The following is an 18,161-nucleotide window of genomic DNA, read 5'->3' as shown; positions in this document are numbered from 1 at the left end:
AACGCGTATGTCTGTTACTTAGTAAGCAACGCCGTCATTGCCTGATTAAAAATCCGGATCCATTTCACGCTAAACTGTCCCTTAGCTTGCCGATTTATAGCGATTACTGCGTCTTTCTTTGAGAGTTGCTCTTTACCATTATGGGCTCTGGGATGCGTCATTGCATCGTAGGTATCTAGAATTGCTAACAACTTTGCGCCTTCACACATGTCCGCTTCTTTGATCCCTAAAGGGTAGCCACTGCCATCCACCCGCTCATGATGTTGCATAACAATTTTACGTGCACCGTCCCATAGATCCAAATGCTCAAGTAAGCGCGAACTCTTATACACGTGGGAGCGCATCAGATTGAACTCGATATCTGAGTACTTTTCCGTTTTATGTAGCAACTTTAGCGGCATAAATGCCATGCCAAAATCATGTACATAGCAAGCCACCGCGAGCTGTTCAGGGTCAATTTGATTGCCGGAGGCTTTGTTGACATAGCTGGCCAATTTAGCAATCCGATCACCCCGTCCCTCCCAGTAATCAGAGCGTCGCTCAATGGCTTTCATTAGATCCCGGAAAAATAATATATCTTTCTGTTTCTCTGAACTCAGATCTTTGGGAATACCAGTGTTTCCAAGGGTTTTACTCGTGGTTGCTGCTGGGCTGCCTTCACCGGCTTCGACATCAAGATCGAGACTAGGATCGAGCAACAACACGGCTTTCGCTAGCAATTTCTCATGGTCGCTTTTATTTTCTGGTTTGATCTGACTGATAGCATCAATCAGTTGCGTATGTAATTCACTATCATAACTAGCCTTCCCTTGCTCCATGCAGGCTTCAACAAACACTTTAACTCTATCCATAGTGATCAAGACGAGATCACTCATGGTGCTGGTATAGTCGATTTGACCTTTGCGCAGATAGTCTAAAAGGTCTTCCACGTGCTGTAGCAGTGGGATCATTGGCGAAAAGCTAACCAGCCCCAAATCACCTTTAATCGTATGCACCGAACGGAAAAGCGCGCGTTGAAGTTCATTATCTGTCGGACGTAACTCCAACTCAATGAGAGTTTGTTCACTGGCCTCATACAACTCTTGGATTTCTTCCATCAAGTCGCCCAGAATTTCGTCATCCAGTTCTTCCGGCGTAAATACTTGCATTCTCGACATTTTCCTCGCGCTATTGTCGGTAACAAAAGTGTATCGACCATATTAATTTAACACTTTAGCACAGCTTTGCAGTGAACAAATGAATTGGAGGTAAGAGGTGTGATATTAAGGCTTTAGATTTTGCCAGAGTGGCGTATACTTCCGCGCAAAAATCTTTTGAGCGTACACGTGTTAGCTGTTTTTCGTTGTCTATTTATTTTTATCTATTTCATCGTGATCAATTTGTTTTTGATCATGGTGTGTTTGGTGCGTCCCTTTCATCGCAATAATGTGTACCTTGCTGGGCAAGTCTATGGCTCGGTTTCTCGGCTTATCGGAGTTAAGGTCAAGCTTCGTGTCGCGCCCGAGATAAAGGCCGATCAACCCTATGTGTTTGTCGCTAATCACCAAAACAGTTATGACATTTTTACGATTTGTAAAGCCGCACTACCGGGTGTTGTCACGGTAGGGAAAAAAAGCCTGAAATGGATCCCGATTTTTGGCCAACTGTACTGGCTATCTGGCAATATCATGATCGATCGTAAAAACTCCGGTCGAGCGCGTGACACCCTCTCACAAACCGCGGAAAAAATTCGTGAGCGTAGGCTTTCCGTTTGGTTTTTTCCTGAAGGAACTCGCTCGTATGGACGCGGCCTTCTGCCCTTTAAAACTGGGGCGTTTCGACTCGCTCAAGACACCCAAACCCCGTTGGCATTAGTCTGCGCTAGCAATACTCATCGCAATATTAAGCTGAATCGCTGGGACAACGGCACAGTATTGATAGATATTTTGCCTCCACAAATGATTGATCACTCACACAGTGCCAAAGCATGGGCTGAAATTTGTCATCAGCAAATGCACAGCCACCTGCAAAAATTAGCTGATGAGGTCGCCTTGCTGGAAGCAAAAGAGTAAACTAAGGGTAAAAGGTTCAGAGTAGTTGTGTATGGATATTGAGCAAGAAAGACAAGAGTGGCACGAATTTAATCAAGAAACGATTGATGCATTGCGTGAGGATGGCAGTCAAATGGACGCTACCTATACTGTCGAGCACCATTTTGCTAGCGCCGACTTCGACAAGTTAGAAAAAGCTGCAGTCGACGTTTTTAAGGCCGGCTTTGAAGTTTCTGACGCTGAAGAGCTAGTACTTGATGATGGTGGAACCATTTTCTGTTTTGACGCTGTAATTGAACGCAAGCTAGAGCGTGTGGTCCTAGACAAAGATACCGATAATTTGCTCAATATTGCCGATAAACATAGCGTTCATTACGATGGCTGGGGCACCTATTTTATTGGTGAAGATGGCGCAGACAGCCACACCTTGAACGATTAGAAGCTTCGCTAAGACCCAACAACATCTTACCAAGGCTAAGTGAAATGATACTTAGCCTTTATTTTTTGCGCTTTTGCTTTTCTACTTTTGTTCCCTCTTTCCTTCCCCTCCACACTCTCTTATAACCTAGTGTGCTGCAGGCAATGTTATCTATTGGTTTTTTTGCAAAGTTCATGCAACTTTCAGTTTTTGTTCAGCTTACTCGGTGCACACTCTGCTACGTAAGATAATTTAAGCGCAGGGAGTTAAACATGAGAACAAAAGCTTTAGCTGTGATAGGCACATTAGCGATGTTTTTTTCAAGTTCGCATGCAGCCGCAATAGACAAAGATGTTCAAGTACAAAGTCGTGAATTTCAATACGACCAACCCTTTTCATCACCGCAAGGGATAGGCATTTCCAATAAGATGGCAACCGCAAATACAGCGCCTGCTCTTACATGGGAACAAAAGAATACTGAGCTGGCGGCAACGGATTGGCAGACCAAACAACGCTCAACTACCGGGTTTGTTGATACTAATCCTGACTTTTGGATTTACGATAGTTGGACCACCTTGTCCCATGATTTTGATTATGACGGTTATTTTTCCAAGTTAACTGTCGAGTTCGATGCCGACACAGTATTTAATCGTGCGTACGTATACGCCGTTATTTACCTCGGGGTAGATGGCATTTTTGACCCGATCCATACCACATCGGTGTTTGCCATCGACAGTGACTCTAGTAGTGACAGCTTCGTTGTAGAAAGTGAGTTGATCAGTGGCTTTCCGAGTAATGATTATGAAGTCTTAGTGGAGCTATATGATGCAGACTACGATGAGTTTGTCGCGTTTGCTGATGGCCTTGATGATGCAGACCTAACCTTCAATCCACTCGAAAGTGAGGATTATGAAGTGGTTACTGAAACTCGAGTGGTGATTGTTGATGAACATGGCGGTAGCAACTCAGTGCTCGTTTTATTTGCACTACTTACCAGTATTTTTATGCGCGCTCTGTTAAAGCGGGAAACACACTAAAACAGAGCCGCGGGAGTGACATTTGTCACTCCTTTTCGGTCGAGTCAGAGGAGTCAGTGTCTTCAATGTCAATGGTGACACGTTCAACAAGTTTGACTCGACCCTTTTTCACTAGCGCATCGCGCAGTACAAACTCAATTTGCGCATTTAAACTACGTAAATCATCATCCGCCCAGCGCTGCATAGCAGCTAAGACTTTCTCATTGATCCGTAGTGGAAAGGCTTTTTTACTCATGAATACAATGAACCCGTATTCACCACAGGTTGTGTACTTTTATCACCGCACAAAACGACCAATAAGTTACTCACCATGGCCGCTTTCCGCTCTTCATCGAGTTCTACAACCTGTTTCTCATTTAGCTTTGTTAAAGCCATTTCCACCATACTCACAGCCCCTTCAACAATACGTCCTCGGGCCGCAATAATGGCCGAGGCCTGCTGACGCTGTAGCATCGCGCTGGCAATTTCCTGCGCGTAAGCTAAGTGACTGATCCGCGCCTCATGTACCGTTATTCCGGCACGCCCAAGGCGCTCTTGGATCTCTTCTGACAAGCGATTGGCAATCTCAATCGGATGGCTGCGTAAGGAAATTTCAGCTTCCTCATCATCCCGCGGATCATAGGGGTAACTACTGGCTAGATTGCGTAACGCTGACTCACTTTGAATAGTGACAAAACTCTCATAATCATCCACTTCAAATACCGCTTCTGCCGTATCCGTTACTGACCAAACAACAACAGTCGCAATCTCAATCGGATTACCCTGATTATCATTAACTTTTATCTTAGCACTTTCAAAATTACGAATACGTAAGGAAATGGATTTGCGCATAAACAGCGGAATGGTCCAACGTAACCCTGCGCGCTTTTCTGTGCCCACATAAGCGCCGAATAGGGTCAGCACTTTCCCTTGATTAGGCTGTACCATAAAAAAGCCAGCAAACAGCAGTAACTCAATACCCAGCAGGATTATTTTAAAAACTTCACCGCCATTTAAGGGCACCGTATTGCTCTGCACCCAGACAACGGTCCCTACAGTGACTGCCAGCAGGATCAATAAGCTCACATACCCATTAAACGACAGTGCCTTTTTTTCAGTAACCATGATCAACTCCAATTGATATCATTTTGATATCAAAATAGACTCATTCAATGATTAAGTCAAGGTGTTCGTTAATGGCATTAGCTGGTGACTGCGCACACGCTGTAAAGTTGCCCCTATGAAATTTGGACAATAGCGGCTCAGCAGACGGGTAGGACGATAAAAGTGAAGTTAATACAACGCTGGTCAGGTGTAAGCAATAATTCTAATGCCTGCGGTGGGCATAAAACTCCCTACCTACTGCGAAGCAGAAGCACGCAATAGGCAGGGTTGAGATTTACAGCTCTTGAATGGTTTTTTGTTGCTCTTGCAATTTATGCAGCTGTTGACTGGCTTCAGCCAGTTTCTGCTGCTCTTTTTCGATGACTGCTGCTGGCGCCTTACTGACAAAGTTCTCATTACTGAGCTTACCCTGTGTGCGCTGGACATCTTTTTCGATTTTTTCCATCGCTTTGGCAATACGCGCAAGCTCGGCCTCTTTATCAATCAGACCTGCCATCGGGATCAAGACTTCCATTTCTCCCACAATAGCACTTGCCGACGCTGGTGCGGTCTCATTGATACCAAGCACTTTGATGGACTCTAACTTAGCCATTCTTGTGAGGTACAGATCGAGTTCCGCTGCGCGTTGTTGGTCAATTTCACTGGCGTTCCGGAGCATTACATTCAGAGGCTTATTCGGTGAAATATCCATTTCGCCGCGAATATTACGGATCCCTACAATGACTTTCTTCAACCACTCAATGTCGGCCAAGACTTTCTCATCAATACCTGACTCGGGGGCTTGCGGGAATGCTTGCACCATAATGCTAGCCGATGGTTTATCCGCATGGTCAGTGAGGGCCGCTACACGTTGCCAAATACTCTCAGTGATAAATGGCATCATCGGGTGCAACAAACGCATTAGCTGTTCTAGCACATTAACGAGAGTGTGACGCGTGCCACGCTTTTGCGCGGCTGTGCTTTCCTCACTGTTTAACACCGGTTTGGTGAGTTCTAAATACCAATCACAGAATTGATTCCAAGTGAACTCATACAACGCTTGCGCGGCGATATCGAAACGATACTGGCTAAGCGCCTGCTCAAAATCGGCTACGGTTTGATAAAAACGTGCCCAGATCCAGCGATCCGCCATACTTAACTCTAATTGATCTGCGCTTGCGCCTTTACCGGTATCCTCCGTTTCGGTATTCATTAGTACAAAACGTGACGCGTTCCAAATTTTGTTACAGAAATTGCGGTAGCCCTCAACCCGACCCATATCAAAATTAATGTCGCGACTGGTCGATGCCATAGCAGCAAAAGTAAAACGCAAAGCATCGGTTCCATAGCTCGCAATACCTTCAGGGAACTGCTTCTCTGTGCGTTTGGCAATCTTGGCGGCTTTTTGCGGTTGCATCATTCCACCGGTACGTTTGGCAACCAAAGCGTCTAAGCTGATCCCATCGATCAAGTCGATAGGGTCGAGCACGTTACCTTTAGATTTAGACATCTTGTCACCCTGCTCATCACGGATAAGACCGGTAATGTAGATGTCTTTAAATGGGATCTTGCCAGTGAACTTCTTGGTCATCATGATCATACGAGCGACCCAGAAGAAGATAATATCAAAGCCGGTCACCAACACTGAGCTTGGCACAAAGGTCTCTAACTCAGGAGTTTTCTCTGGCCACCCCATGGTCGCAAATGGCCACAATGCTGAAGAAAACCACGTATCTAATACATCGTCATCTTGACGTAACACGACCTCATCCGCTAATCCATGCTGTGCGCGCACGGTCGCTTCATCTTCGCCGACATAATATTGCCCAGCATCATCGTACCAAGCCGGAATTCGATGCCCCCACCACAATTGACGTGAGATGCACCAGTCTTGAATGTTATGCATCCACTGGTAGTAGGTTTTGTTCCAATTCTCCGGAATAAAGCGGATTTCACCTGACTCAACGGCCTCGATGGCTGGCTTAGCGAGAGATTCAACAGCCACATACCATTGGTCTGTTAGGTAGGGCTCAATCACCGCGCCAGAACGATCGCCTCGTGGCACTTTCAGAGTATGCGGCTCGATTTTAACTAAAACACCAGCGGCGTCTAAGTCGGCAACAATCTTTTCGCGGGCATCAAAACGATCTAAACCTTGATAAACTGCAGGCACCTGATCATTCAGCTTGGCATCGTCAGTTAGGATATTGATCATCGGTAACTGGTGACGTTTACCCATGTCATAGTCATTGAAATCGTGCGCTGGAGTGATTTTGACGCACCCGGTTCCAAACTCCTGATCAACATAATCATCAGCAATTACCGGAATCAAACGCCCGGTTAACGGTAATTTTATTTCTTTACCGACAAAATCCTTATAACGCTCATCATCAGGATGCACCGCAACGGCGGTGTCTCCGAGCATAGTTTCAGGGCGTGTCGTCGCAACCACCAGCTCTCCGCTTCCATCCGCTAATGGATAGCGCATGTGCCACATGGAGCCAGATTCTTCTTCGTTCAGTACTTCTAAGTCAGATACCGCGGTATGTAGCACCGGATCCCAATTAACCAAACGTTTACCACGATAGATTAGCCCTTCATTGTAGAGCTCCACAAACACCTTGGTAACCGCCTTGGAGAGATTTTCATCCATAGTGAACACTTCGCGGTCCCAATCTGTGGATGTGCCTAATCGACGCATTTGCTGACTGATAGTGCCGCCAGATTCCGCTTTCCACTCCCAGACCTTCTCAATGAATGCGTCACGACCTAAGTCGTGCCGGCTCAGGCCTTGCGCATCGAGTTGGCGTTCAACCACCATTTGCGTGGCAATACCGGCGTGGTCGGTACCACATTGCCACAACGTATTATCACCCTTCATGCGATGGTATCGGGTCAGCGTATCCATAATGGTATGCTGGAAAGCATGCCCCATGTGCAGGCTGCCAGTAACATTCGGTGGCGGTAGTAAAATACAGTAAGGCTCACCGTTACCTGACGGTTTGAAATAACCATTTTGCTCCCAATCGGCATAGCAAGTTTGCTCGATGGCGCTGGGGTTAAAGGTTTTATCCATTGCTACTCTCTTTAGAAATTTGCTTAAATTGCATTGTGCAGCCGGCAGCTTGATACGCTTTATACTTTTCCCGCGCAGCCTGTTTAGCTGCATCATCGGTCGGCACAAATTCAATAATATGTTGCGTCGTGCGCGGCAGGCTTAGTTGCTCTGACGATAAATTAATCATTACTGTTTTAGCTTCACTCACAGGCGGCCACAACAGCGTCACAGGTGCACCTGAAGAAGGCCCTTCGCCGCGTAAATTATGCGCGATAAAGGCATCATTTGGCTGTTGCCACAAATGTTCGTCCCATTGTTCTGCTTGGGACTTCGTTTCACAGATCAATGCGACCGGTTTGCGTGCACGATAAAAATCCACAATCAACGGTGTCGCTGCGGCTAGCATGTCGGCATTTTCGAGCTGGTAAAACGTAACATTTATCGGCATGGATTAATCTTCCGTTTTAATCCCAGCGCGATTGAGTAAAAACTGCGTCAGCATAGGTACAGGGCGTCCAGTAGCCCCTTTATTTTTGCCTGACTGCCATGCAGTGCCGGCAATATCCATGTGTGCCCAATTGTACTTCTTGGTAAAGCGCGACAAGAAACAAGCGGCGGTAATAGTCCCTGCAGGACGGCCACCTAAGTTGGTCATATCTGCAAACGGACTCTCAATCTGCTCTTGATACTCATCCCAAAGTGGCAAACGCCAAGCGCGATCAGCACTTTGTTCAGACGCATTGACCAACTCATGAGCCAATGGATTATGTGGACTCATTACGCCCGTTGCATGTTTACCTAGGGCAATAACACAAGCGCCAGTCAGGGTGGCAATATCAATAACCGTATCCGGTGAGAATCGTTCAACATAGGTCAGTGCGTCACACAAAACCAGGCGTCCTTCGGCGTCGGTATTTAATACTTCAACGGTTTGTCCAGACATGGTGGTTAAAATATCACCCGGACGATATGAGCGCCCGTCTGGCATGTTTTCACAGCCAGCTAGTACACCAATGATATTCAAAGGCAGGTTTAGCTCAGCCACCGTATGCATGACACCGTACACTGATGCTGCGCCACACATGTCATACTTCATCTCATCCATGCCTTCGCCAGGCTTAAGAGATATACCACCACTATCGAAGGTTAATCCTTTCCCGACCAGGACAATCGGTGCAGCTTCTGGATCACCGCCTTGGTGATGCAAAATACTCATCATCGACTCATTTTCCGAACCACGACCCACCGCAAGGTAGGTATGCATGCCTAACGCTTCCATCTGCGCTTCGTCAACTTTTTCAGCGGTTAAACTCGCATATTGGTCCGCCAAGGCCTCAGCCTGTTGCCACAAATACGCTGGATTACAAATGTTGGGTGGCATGTTTGCGACATCACGCGCTGAACTGGTTCCCGTCGCCACCGCTAAACCATGTGCCAGCGCTCGTTCACCAATCGGCAATTCCTTCCGGGTAGGTACATTAAACACAATTTTGCGTAGTGGTCTGCGTGGCTCGCCCTTCTTACTTTTCAAACTGAGGAAGGTATAAAGCGAATCTTGAGTGGCTTCTACCGCTTGTCTAATTTTCCAATAGACATCGCGGCCTTTGACATGCAGGTCGGAAAGGTAACATACCGCTTCCATTGAACCCGTTTCGTTCAAGGTGCGAATGGTCTTAGCAATAATTTGCTTATACTGGCGCTCGTCTAACTCACGCTCTTTACCGCACCCCACTAACAATACACGTTCGCTAAGCACGTTGGGGACATGATGCAACAGCAGCATTTGCCCCGCTTTACCCTCAAGATCACCGCGGCGCAATAAACTACTAATGTAACCCTGACTAATTTCATCCAGTTGTTCTGCTACTGGGCTTAGTCGGCGCGGCTCGTACACGCCCACCACGATACAGGCGCTGCGTTGCTTTTCGGGGCTTCCACTTTTTACACTAAATTCCATAATAATCTCTCGTTCAACAATCCACTTTACGCCTTTCAAACTGTCAATTTTGTATAATTTGAATTAACCTTAGGCTGTTGGTTGTGATTTAATACGCGGGCAATTGAATGCGTTATTGTATGACCGCTGGTCGACAAAACTTGTCAAAACACTGAGTTTACTGAAATCTGTGACTTCTTTCATCAAAAATCCAAGTTTTCGTGTATCTAACTGATGTTGATTTTCCGTTATTTACTTAAAGAGAGCCTTAAGTCTCAACTCGCCATATTCTGCGTACTCATGGCAATTTTCATAACCTTGCGATTTGTGCGTGTGCTCGGCGATGCCTCTGACGGTGACATTCCCGCCAGTTTAGTTGTCGGATTTTTAGCACTGTACAGTCCAGTATTAGCCTCTCTTGTACTTCCCATCAGTGTGTTTTTAGGCATCATGCTGGCCTATGGTCGCTTGTATGTAGACAGTGAAATGACCGTAATGAAAGCGTGTGGGATCAGCGAGTGGTACGTGACTCGTGTAATGCTTGTGCTATCTGTGCTGATGATGGCCATCACCGCGATGATCACTCTATGGCTTGCACCGCTATCTGCTGAAAGTGAGTACCAACTTCGCGACAAAGCCGCATCTGAAGCTGGCATTGCCGCGATTATTCCCGGCAGATTTCAACAAACAGGTAATGATAGAGCCGTTATATTCGTGCACGAAGTAGACACTGCCGATGGCAAGCCACTCAAACGTATCTTTTTGTCTCAACACAAACAAGTCGACGGTGGTAAGCCGCAGGTTCACGTAGTATATGCCGATGCGGGAAGTGTTAGTGTTACGCCTAGTGGCGCACAAAATCTTATATTAAACGAAGGTAATCAGTACGAGGGTAATGTTGCACAGAATAACTACCGCATTGTGGCTTTCGATGAGTATCAGATTCAGATCAGTGAAAAAGCACCGACAGAGTCGAATCGAAAAATGGTGGCTGTTCCCACGTTAGATTTGCTGCAAGATGGGTCAATCGAAGCCATCGCAGAGTTGCAATGGCGCATTGCAATTCCCTTGTCTTTACCTTTCTTAGTGTTAATCGCTGTGCCGTTGTCGTCGGTTGATCCCCGTCAGGGACGGTTTGGCAAAATGTTTCCTGCCATACTGCTTTACCTCGGCTATTTCCTGTTATTATTGGCCAGTAGACGTGTCTTAGAAGACGGTAAAATTCCTGTACAAATCGGACTATGGTGGGTGCATGGGGTGATGTTAATCATTGGCATAACGCTGATTGCCCGTGAACGTAAAACAGGCTCCAAACTGCGCTCCTTGCTGTGGAGGCGCAGCTAATGTTTCGTATTCTCGATTGGTATATCGCTCGGACTTTACTCGGCACGGTATCGATTACGCTATCAGTATTGCTTGGCTTAAGCGCACTGATCAAGTTCGTTGAGCAATTGCGCAAAATTGGCGAAGGCGAATATGACATGACCATTGCTTTGGTTTATGTACTGTTAAGCTTGCCAAGGGATCTAGAACAGTTTTTCCCTATGGCAACGTTGCTTGGAGGCCTTATCGGTATGGGATTGCTCGCCAGCAATTCAGAATTAGTCGTAATGCAAGCCGCCGGACAAAGCCGCTGGAATATTATCAGTTCGGCGATGAAATCTTGTGTTGTCATGATCCTTGTCGTGATGTCGGTAGGTGAATTTGTCACTCCAGCCAGTGAAGCAAAAGCCAAAGAAATCCGCACTGAAGCCATTTCAGGGGGTAGCTTATTCTCTTCTGACCAGCTAGTTTGGGCCAAAGACGGCGATAATTTTGTTAGCATTGGTCAGGTAGTTTCCCGCGACTTATTGCGTGACGTGAGTATTTACTGGTTTGATGGCTCTGCTAATTTACGTCAATTGACCTACGCCAAAGAAGCGGTTTACCAGCAGGAGCGGTGGCAATTATTGAACGTCAACCACACCTATTTCAGCGAGCAACGCATCCAGCAAGAAAGTGTTGCTGCATTGGATTGGTCATCCACCTTAACCCCAGATAAACTCGGCGTTGTTGCAGTAAAGCCTGAAGCGCTCTCGATTCGCGGGCTACTCGATTATGTCACCTACTTGAACAACAATGCGCAAGATCCAGCCCGCTATGAATTGGCATTATGGCGCAAGATCATGCAGCCAGTGTCAGTGTCAGTCATGCTGCTTATGGCATTAAGCTTTATTTTTGGGCCACTGCGCAGTGTAACGATGGGGGCGCGCGTCATCATGGGCGTGTTGACTGGCTTCGCATTCTTTATTACCAATGAAGTGTTTGGACCGTTGAGCCTTGTGTATCAACTGCCACCCGCGATTGGCGCGTTGTTACCAAGCGTTGTATTTGTAGCGATTGCCGCTCTGCTGCTGCGGCGCTAGCACATTCTAACGCCAAGACTTGTGATCATTTTGCAGTTTATTGAGCTGCACAACCTCAATGCCAGAGACCCGATCCTGCAGCGCGAGCTTGTGGCGAAAATCTAATAATACCAAGAGTGTACCCATACCACCCAGCGAAGAGATTAAGCGCAGTAGTAGGCGACCATAGCCAACCGGTTTTTCATCCATTGCAAATAAACGTAATCGCCACGCGCGCATACCAAGTGTTTGTCCACCATGCTTCCAGAACCACAAAAAGAATCCCATCACCCAAAGCACAACCCAAGCTTGTACAAGGGATTTATAGAGCATTGAAGCCTGCATAAATTCATTGAAAGGCTGTTCGGCAGAATTCGCAATCACACCATTTTGATACAGAATAAGCAGTATAATGATGATCACTAATGCTGCACACATGCCCACGGCTACAGCCACTAACGCATCGTAGACCATAGCCGCTAAGCGTTTAAAAAAACCGGCTCTAGGTAAGTTGTCACTGGTTGCGGACACGTAATACTTCCTTTGATGAAATTTTGCCATAGCATGGCAAAACTCTGCGTCGCTGACCAGCCCGCTATAGTAAATATGGTCAACAATTAAGCATTCGCACCGGATTTTATAAAATCGCTTGCGTGGAAATTACAGCTGGTTATAATGCGCAGCCTGAAGTCGTTAATCACAACACTTCAGCGGTATGGTTACCATTGCCAGAGTGGCGGAATTGGTAGACGCAGCGGATTCAAAATCCGCCGCCCGTGAGGGTGTGCCGGTTCAAGTCCGGCCTCTGGTACCAAACCATCCAATAAACCGACGTCAGTCGGTTTTTTTGTGTCCAAAAATCCTGTTTTATTAGCTCCGTTCGCGCAAATCATTTTCTGATCTAGGATAAGACATCTATTGCTAATTTCACCTTCTGAAATCTCCAGAATCCACTGACAAACGACGGCTTGCGCTCGAGCAAACCGAATCCGTTCACATGTTAAGTGAACGCTAGACAACCAAGTAGTTGAGGAATGCCTTTTAGTTAGCAAGAGCGGGCACAGGGTTCATATCTACAATCAAGTATTTACTTAACTGTCGACACTGTCTGTTCGCTAACGCACAGATAATAATCCAGAAACCATATATGCTTTTTTACATGGTCCAAAACAGCGAAACGCAAGAAGGATGTATGACCAAAGTGAAAAATAATGCTAACAAAAGTCGCAACGATTTATACATGCCGCAGAGACAGGATGAGGTGATAGCTCAAGCAACAAGCCCGTACTGGCCAAAAACATTAGTTCATGCAACACAGACTGACCTAACTAAGAATGTAGTCCAACTCTCTGAAGTTGAAACAATAGATTAACCCGTTAATTAGATGCCATCCAAATAAAAAAGGAACCGCAAAAAAACTCAAGTAATTGGGGCAAGTAAGTGTTGTAATGGACTTAAAGCACATAGGCCAAAGTGGAATGCTTAATGTAACCAAAAGCTTTAATTCATCAGACAATAAATTACTTAAAGCATTCTCTGACGACAGCAAGTGTAGAGTATTCCCTCAACTTAAGTTGGTAAAATTAACATTAGGGGAAGTGCTGTTTGAGGCTGGCCAAAATGAGTCCGTTGTGTATTTTCCGATTGATAGCATAGTTTCACTGGTATCTGTAATGGAAAATGGTTCATCAGCTGAGATTTCTATGGTTGGGAAAGATGGCCTTGTGGGAATAGCCGTCTTCATGGGCGGTGAAAGTATGCTGAATCGTGCAATTGTGCAAAGCGCTGGTTTCGCATACCAGCTACCAGCGAAGTCTTTAGTTTATGAATTTAATAATGATCAGTCGACACGCATGGTTTTATTAATTTATACACAAGGCCTAATCGCTCAAATGGCCCAAACGGCAGTCTGCAACCGCCATCACTCTATTGACCAACAACTCTGTCGATGGTTACTCATGTCTCTGGATCGCTTATCAGGTGATGAGCTGGTAATGACCCAAGAATTGATTGCCAACATGCTTGGCGTTCGGCGTGAAGGAGTAACCGAAGCCGCTGGCAAACTACAAAGACTAGGTGTCATCACATATAGTCGAGGGCATATCACCGTGCTGGATAGAAAGCAGCTAACCTCTCTTTGTTGTGAATGTTATGCGACTGTCAGAAAGGAAACGGACAGACTTGAGAGATATTAAATCTCGCTATCAATAAATAACCTAACAACGGTTCGGCGGACGATTAAAAAGCCGTCGGGGTTCAACGGGGATGTGAGCATCGCCTTTGGAAACTACTGCATCCGAGACTGTAACTAATTTTGTGTAACTGCTAATCACATCATACTCTATTGAGAGTTAAGGATTGGCAGATGCAAATGAACAAAAAAGAGCTTGAAGCTTTCGCAAAGGAAGCGGCCAAAGGCATTAAAACGCCTGAGGACTTAAATGAATTTAGTCAGATGTTGAAGAAGATCACCGTTGAAGCGGCGTTGAACGCTGAAATGGATGAACATCTTGGCTATGAGAAACACCATAAATCGACCGCAACAAACAGCCGCAACGGGAAAAGCAGCAAACGGGTTAAAACCGAAGATGGCGAGTTTGAACTTGATACGCCTCGCGACCGTGATGGCTCTTTTGAACCCAAACTCGTCAAAAAGCACCAAACTCGTTTCACGTCCATGGACGATAAAATTCTCTGGTTATATGCGCAAGGCATGAGCACCCGAGAAATCGTCAACGCCTTTGATGAATGGTATGGCGCAGAGATATCACCCACACTGGTTTCTCGTGTGACCAATGCCGTTATCGAACAAGTGATTGAGTGGCAATCTCGCCCACTGGATGCAATTTACCCAATTGTTTATCTGGATTGTATCGTAATCAAAATCCGGCAAGACAAACGAGTCATCAACAAATCCATCTTTTTGGCGCTGGGTATCAATACTGAAGGCCACAAAGAGCTGATGGGCATGTGGATAGCTGAGAACGAGGGTGCCAAGTTCTGGTTAAACGTCCTGACTGAACTTCAGCAGCGAGGTGTTGAAGATATTCTCATCGCGTGCGTGGATGGTCTGAAAGGCTTTCCTGATGCAATTAATACGGTCTTCCCTCAAACGCATATCCAACTCTGTATCGTTCACATGGTTCGAAATTCATTAAAGTACGTTTCGTGGAAGGATTACAAAGCCGTAACCGCTGATTTAAAGCGTGTATACCGTTCAGCGACTGAGGACGAAGCCTTGCTTGAACTGGAACGCTTCAGCGATACCTGGGACGACCAGTACCCACAAATCGCCAAGTCTTGGCGTAACCATTGGCAAAATCTGAATACGCTGTTCAATTACCCTGAAGATATACGCAAGGCCATCTACACAACCAACGCGATTGAGTCGCTCAACAGCGTGATCCGTAAAGCCATCAAGAAGCGGAAAATCTTCCCCAGTGATGATTCTGCAAGAAAAATGGTTTACCTTGCGATCAAAGACGCCAGCAAGAAATGGACGATGCCCATTCGAAACTGGCGTCAGGCAATGAGCCGTTTTATGATTGAGTTCGAGGAGCGCCTCGAAAAGCACATTAACTAAATGGCAGTTACACAGAATCTGTTACAGGCTCCTGCATCCCGATGTGCTATCGCAAGTACTTGTATAACCAATGACGTGCATTGAAGCGATTCAGCATTTTGTCCATGTACTCTAAATCTGAGACGCGATTGTCGAGCTCTCGCAGAGACTGCCCCTGCTTTTCTATGTCCCTATCTTGCGCGCGATCCAAACCGCCACTGGCAATAAAGCTACGAATTTGCGCCAATTCATCTTTATCCAACCAAACGCCACAGTTCACGCACAAATCTATCATCACCCCAGAAATCGCCTTGTAGTTTTTTCTAATCATTAATTTTGAACAACACGCACAAGGTAGGTAACCCTCCGACTTATGCTGTCCTGGCCGGTAATATTTGGGATCAACTGTATCGTCGCGGTAGACATCATACTCAGTGGTTAATACGCGGAATGTTTCCGGTTCAATCCACATACCTTCGCAATCTGAACAGGTATCAAGGTCATGATGATTATATTGGTGAATCGTCAACGGAATCGAGCAGCGCGGGCACGTGCGCGGACCATCCTTCACCACCAGCTTCATTCCACCATTGCACAAAGGACATACGCGGCTGAGCCCTTTGACCTCATGGCTGCAGGATGTGCATTTTGAAATATCCATTATGCTGCCCACTGATGAAAATTTATCGATAATATTAGCATCAAGTCAGCAATAGGCTTTACAACATATTCAAAACGCATGAATAGATAACAATACCCAACATGAAAGGCTTTATACGTAAACCATAAATCGCTTGCAATCTGGCGCACATTTTTGCCAAATACAGAAGTGCTTGGGCACAGTCAATATGCGGTAATGTAGTCGTGAAGCAAACAAATTTAACCGCCTGTTTTAGGGCCAATGGCAAGAAAAGCTGGGCATTTTTAATAACTTGCCTTATTGGCTTGCTGCTATGTCAAACACATGCTCTCGCTCAGTCAGTACTCAATTTAAACGAAGATACAGCACTAACCGCAGGCCAATACGTTACCTATTTTCAAGAATCCGACCGACGATTGTCCCTGCATGAAGCAAAAGCAATATTTGCTCAAGAACCGCATAATGTCGGTGGGGGGTCATCAATATCGCTTGGCATTAGTGTTGATCCCGTGTGGCTAAAATTAGTCGTTAATAACCCTGCACAGCTTGAAAACATATACCGACTGAGCGTCGAGACACCATGGCTAGACCATATCGATGCATGGATAGTGCATGCTGACGAAATCCTAAAACATAGGGTTGGTGGCGATGCTTTGCCTTTTGAAAAACGCCCCATGCAATATCGATTCTTTGCTTTTGAAACAGACTTTCCTCAGGGCACTTCGGAAATCTATATACGAGTAGAAACGGTAGGCCCTATGGCTTTGCCTATTCGCATCTCTGAGTCTGAATTAGCCAGTCAACGGGATGCGTCAGCGGGATATCAATACGGCTTTCTTTATGGTTTGATGATTGCACTAGCACTCTACAATGCAATTATTTATTACAGTATTCGGCGCAACGAGTTCGGCCTATATGCCTTGTATCTGTTAGGTTTCGTGGTTAATAGTTTATCGTACACAGGCCAATTACATGCGTGGTTCACACCCGATTGGGGCCCTTATTTCCAAGATTGGCTCGATATCTTTTTAATGATCACCTATTCAATTGCTGGATTACATTTTGCTCGCGTACTGTTAAATACGAGAGCTTACGCGCCGCGGCTCGACAAACTAACCATTGCTGTGACGGTTTTTATTCCGGCAGGTATGCTATTGGGCGCGTTTCTCAATAATCTAACCCTGTCTCTCCTTCTGGCTTTTATCCTCAATACTAGTTTTGTGTTTTTGTTTATCGCCATTGGGCTACAAGCATACAAACATAAAATAAAGGCCGCGAAGCTCTTCTTACTTTGCTCGCTGACTGCAGCGGCCTGTATTTGCATATCAACCGGCGCTGTTGCCGGCCTGCTACCCTACAATGATGTCACATTTAAACTAATCGAAGTAGGCATGTCATTTGAAGCCGTGTGTTTGGCGTTTCTGCTTGCACAAAGGTTCCGTGAAGCTGAAATCGCCAAACAACTCGCACAACAGTACGCGCGTGTCGATAGTTTAACCGGAGTATATAATCGGCGCGGTTTTGAACAAATCACGCAAAAACTTTGGTTGCAGCACGTCAGGCAACAACATGACCTTGCAGTTATTCTGGTTGATATCGATTATTTTAAACAAATTAATGATCAATATGGCCATACCGCCGGTGATGAAGTCTTACGTTCAGTTGCAGAGATACTCCAACTAGGGATCCGCAAGAGTGACTTATTAACCCGTTGGGGGGGAGAGGAGTTTCTGATTTTATTGCCTGAAACAAATCAAACACAAGCCATTAAAGTCGCCAACAACTTACGTGAATCAATAGCGGCAATGCAAATACTCACAGAAGAAGCATCGATCAGTCTTACTGCTAGTTTTGGGATCAGCGGCACTGTCCAAAGCACCTATCAGAATAAAGCACTTAGCGAAACCAGCCTTGAGCAAATGATCCATCGCGCTGACATGGCGCTGTACACGGCTAAAGAAAGTGGTAGAGACCGAGCTGAATGTTTATAGGCTTATTGGAATTATAACTCTT

General features: G+C 45.8%; 16 protein-coding genes and 1 tRNA gene. 9 read left to right on the top strand and 8 right to left on the bottom strand.

Annotated features, from left to right (window positions below; genetic code table 11):
• Nucleotides 1-14 precede the first annotated feature (14 nt).
• Nucleotides 15-1,148, bottom strand: a complete 1,134-nt coding sequence (locus AC121Z_RS03205; RefSeq protein ID WP_498126615.1) for an HD-GYP domain-containing protein — start codon at nucleotides 1,146-1,148, stop codon at nucleotides 15-17.
• Nucleotides 1,149-1,325: 177 nt separating this feature from the next.
• Between AC121Z_RS03205 and AC121Z_RS03200 the strand changes: the two genes are divergently transcribed.
• From AC121Z_RS03200 to AC121Z_RS03190, 3 genes are all read left to right on the top strand, one after another.
• Nucleotides 1,326-2,051: a 1-acylglycerol-3-phosphate O-acyltransferase gene (locus AC121Z_RS03200; protein WP_498126613.1), complete on the top strand. Its 726-nt coding sequence runs from the start codon at nucleotides 1,326-1,328 to the stop codon at nucleotides 2,049-2,051.
• Between the two features lie 31 nt (nucleotides 2,052-2,082).
• Nucleotides 2,083-2,469 carry a ribonuclease E inhibitor RraB gene (gene rraB, locus AC121Z_RS03195; protein WP_498126611.1) on the top strand — a complete coding sequence of 129 codons (387 nt, stop codon included), beginning with the start codon at nucleotides 2,083-2,085 and terminating at the stop codon, nucleotides 2,467-2,469.
• 251 nt (nucleotides 2,470-2,720) lie between these two features.
• Nucleotides 2,721-3,485, top strand: coding sequence for a choice-of-anchor H family protein (locus AC121Z_RS03190; RefSeq protein WP_498126610.1), 765 nt, complete (start codon nucleotides 2,721-2,723; stop codon nucleotides 3,483-3,485).
• Between the two features lie 25 nt (nucleotides 3,486-3,510).
• Here the strand turns inward: AC121Z_RS03190 and AC121Z_RS03185 are convergent, their stop codons facing one another.
• The 5 genes from AC121Z_RS03185 to pepA all read right to left on the bottom strand — a co-directional run bounded on the left by AC121Z_RS03185 (nucleotide 3,511) and on the right by pepA (nucleotide 9,583).
• The gene (locus AC121Z_RS03185; protein WP_498126609.1) at nucleotides 3,511-3,720 is read right to left on the bottom strand and encodes a type II toxin-antitoxin system antitoxin; all 210 of its coding nucleotides are present in this window, start codon (nucleotides 3,718-3,720) and stop codon (nucleotides 3,511-3,513) included.
• Nucleotides 3,717-4,589, bottom strand: coding sequence for an SPFH domain-containing protein (locus AC121Z_RS03180; protein WP_498126607.1), 873 nt, complete (start codon nucleotides 4,587-4,589; stop codon nucleotides 3,717-3,719). Before AC121Z_RS03180 ends, AC121Z_RS03185 begins: the two co-directional genes overlap by 4 nt.
• A gap of 274 nt (nucleotides 4,590-4,863) precedes the next feature.
• Nucleotides 4,864-7,644 (bottom strand): valine--tRNA ligase, encoded by a 2,781-nt coding sequence (locus AC121Z_RS03175; RefSeq protein ID WP_498126606.1) that lies wholly within the window; start codon nucleotides 7,642-7,644, stop codon nucleotides 4,864-4,866.
• Nucleotides 7,637-8,074, bottom strand: coding sequence for a DNA polymerase III subunit chi (locus tag AC121Z_RS03170; protein WP_498126605.1), 438 nt, complete (start codon nucleotides 8,072-8,074; stop codon nucleotides 7,637-7,639). Before AC121Z_RS03170 ends, AC121Z_RS03175 begins: the two co-directional genes overlap by 8 nt.
• Before the next feature lie 3 nt (nucleotides 8,075-8,077).
• A complete protein-coding gene (pepA, locus tag AC121Z_RS03165) occupies nucleotides 8,078-9,583 on the bottom strand; it encodes a leucyl aminopeptidase (protein ID WP_498126603.1) in 1,506 nt (501 codons plus the stop codon).
• A gap of 213 nt (nucleotides 9,584-9,796) precedes the next feature.
• Between pepA and lptF the strand changes: the two genes are divergently transcribed.
• Nucleotides 9,797-10,906 carry an LPS export ABC transporter permease LptF gene (gene lptF / locus AC121Z_RS03160; RefSeq protein ID WP_498126601.1) on the top strand — a complete coding sequence of 370 codons (1,110 nt, stop codon included), beginning with the start codon at nucleotides 9,797-9,799 and terminating at the stop codon, nucleotides 10,904-10,906.
• Nucleotides 10,906-11,967 (top strand): LPS export ABC transporter permease LptG, encoded by a 1,062-nt coding sequence (lptG, locus tag AC121Z_RS03155; RefSeq protein WP_498126599.1) that lies wholly within the window; start codon nucleotides 10,906-10,908, stop codon nucleotides 11,965-11,967. Before lptF ends, lptG begins: the two co-directional genes overlap by 1 nt.
• Nucleotides 11,968-11,973: 6 nt before the next feature.
• On the opposite strand, the gene AC121Z_RS03150 is transcribed toward lptG, so the two are convergent.
• Nucleotides 11,974-12,477, bottom strand: a complete 504-nt coding sequence (locus AC121Z_RS03150; protein WP_498126598.1) for an RDD family protein — start codon at nucleotides 12,475-12,477, stop codon at nucleotides 11,974-11,976.
• 196 nt (nucleotides 12,478-12,673) lie between these two features.
• Between AC121Z_RS03150 and AC121Z_RS03145 the strand changes: the two genes are divergently transcribed.
• From AC121Z_RS03145 to AC121Z_RS03135, 3 genes are all read left to right on the top strand, one after another.
• Nucleotides 12,674-12,760: transfer RNA gene (locus tag AC121Z_RS03145), tRNA-Leu, on the top strand.
• 664 nt (nucleotides 12,761-13,424) lie between these two features.
• A complete protein-coding gene (locus AC121Z_RS03140) occupies nucleotides 13,425-14,141 on the top strand; it encodes a Crp/Fnr family transcriptional regulator (RefSeq protein ID WP_498128132.1) in 717 nt (238 codons plus the stop codon).
• A 176-nt stretch (nucleotides 14,142-14,317) separates the two neighbouring features.
• Entirely contained in the window at nucleotides 14,318-15,529 is a 1,212-nt protein-coding gene (locus AC121Z_RS03135) for an IS256 family transposase (RefSeq protein ID WP_498128131.1), read from the top strand.
• Between the two features lie 46 nt (nucleotides 15,530-15,575).
• Here AC121Z_RS03135 and AC121Z_RS03130 read toward each other — a convergent pair whose 3' ends face one another.
• Entirely contained in the window at nucleotides 15,576-16,169 is a 594-nt protein-coding gene (locus AC121Z_RS03130; protein WP_498126596.1) for a zf-TFIIB domain-containing protein, read from the bottom strand.
• Between the two features lie 203 nt (nucleotides 16,170-16,372).
• Here AC121Z_RS03130 and AC121Z_RS03125 point away from each other — a divergent pair, with 203 nt between their 5' ends.
• A complete protein-coding gene (locus tag AC121Z_RS03125; protein ID WP_498126594.1) occupies nucleotides 16,373-18,139 on the top strand; it encodes a diguanylate cyclase in 1,767 nt (588 codons plus the stop codon).
• Nucleotides 18,140-18,161: the final 22 nt, after the last annotated feature.

This window comes from Alteromonas sp. DYW1 (assembly GCF_059752595.1).
The sequence above is the reverse complement of the archived record's forward strand: the minus strand, read 5'-3'. Positions and strand labels throughout refer to the sequence as shown.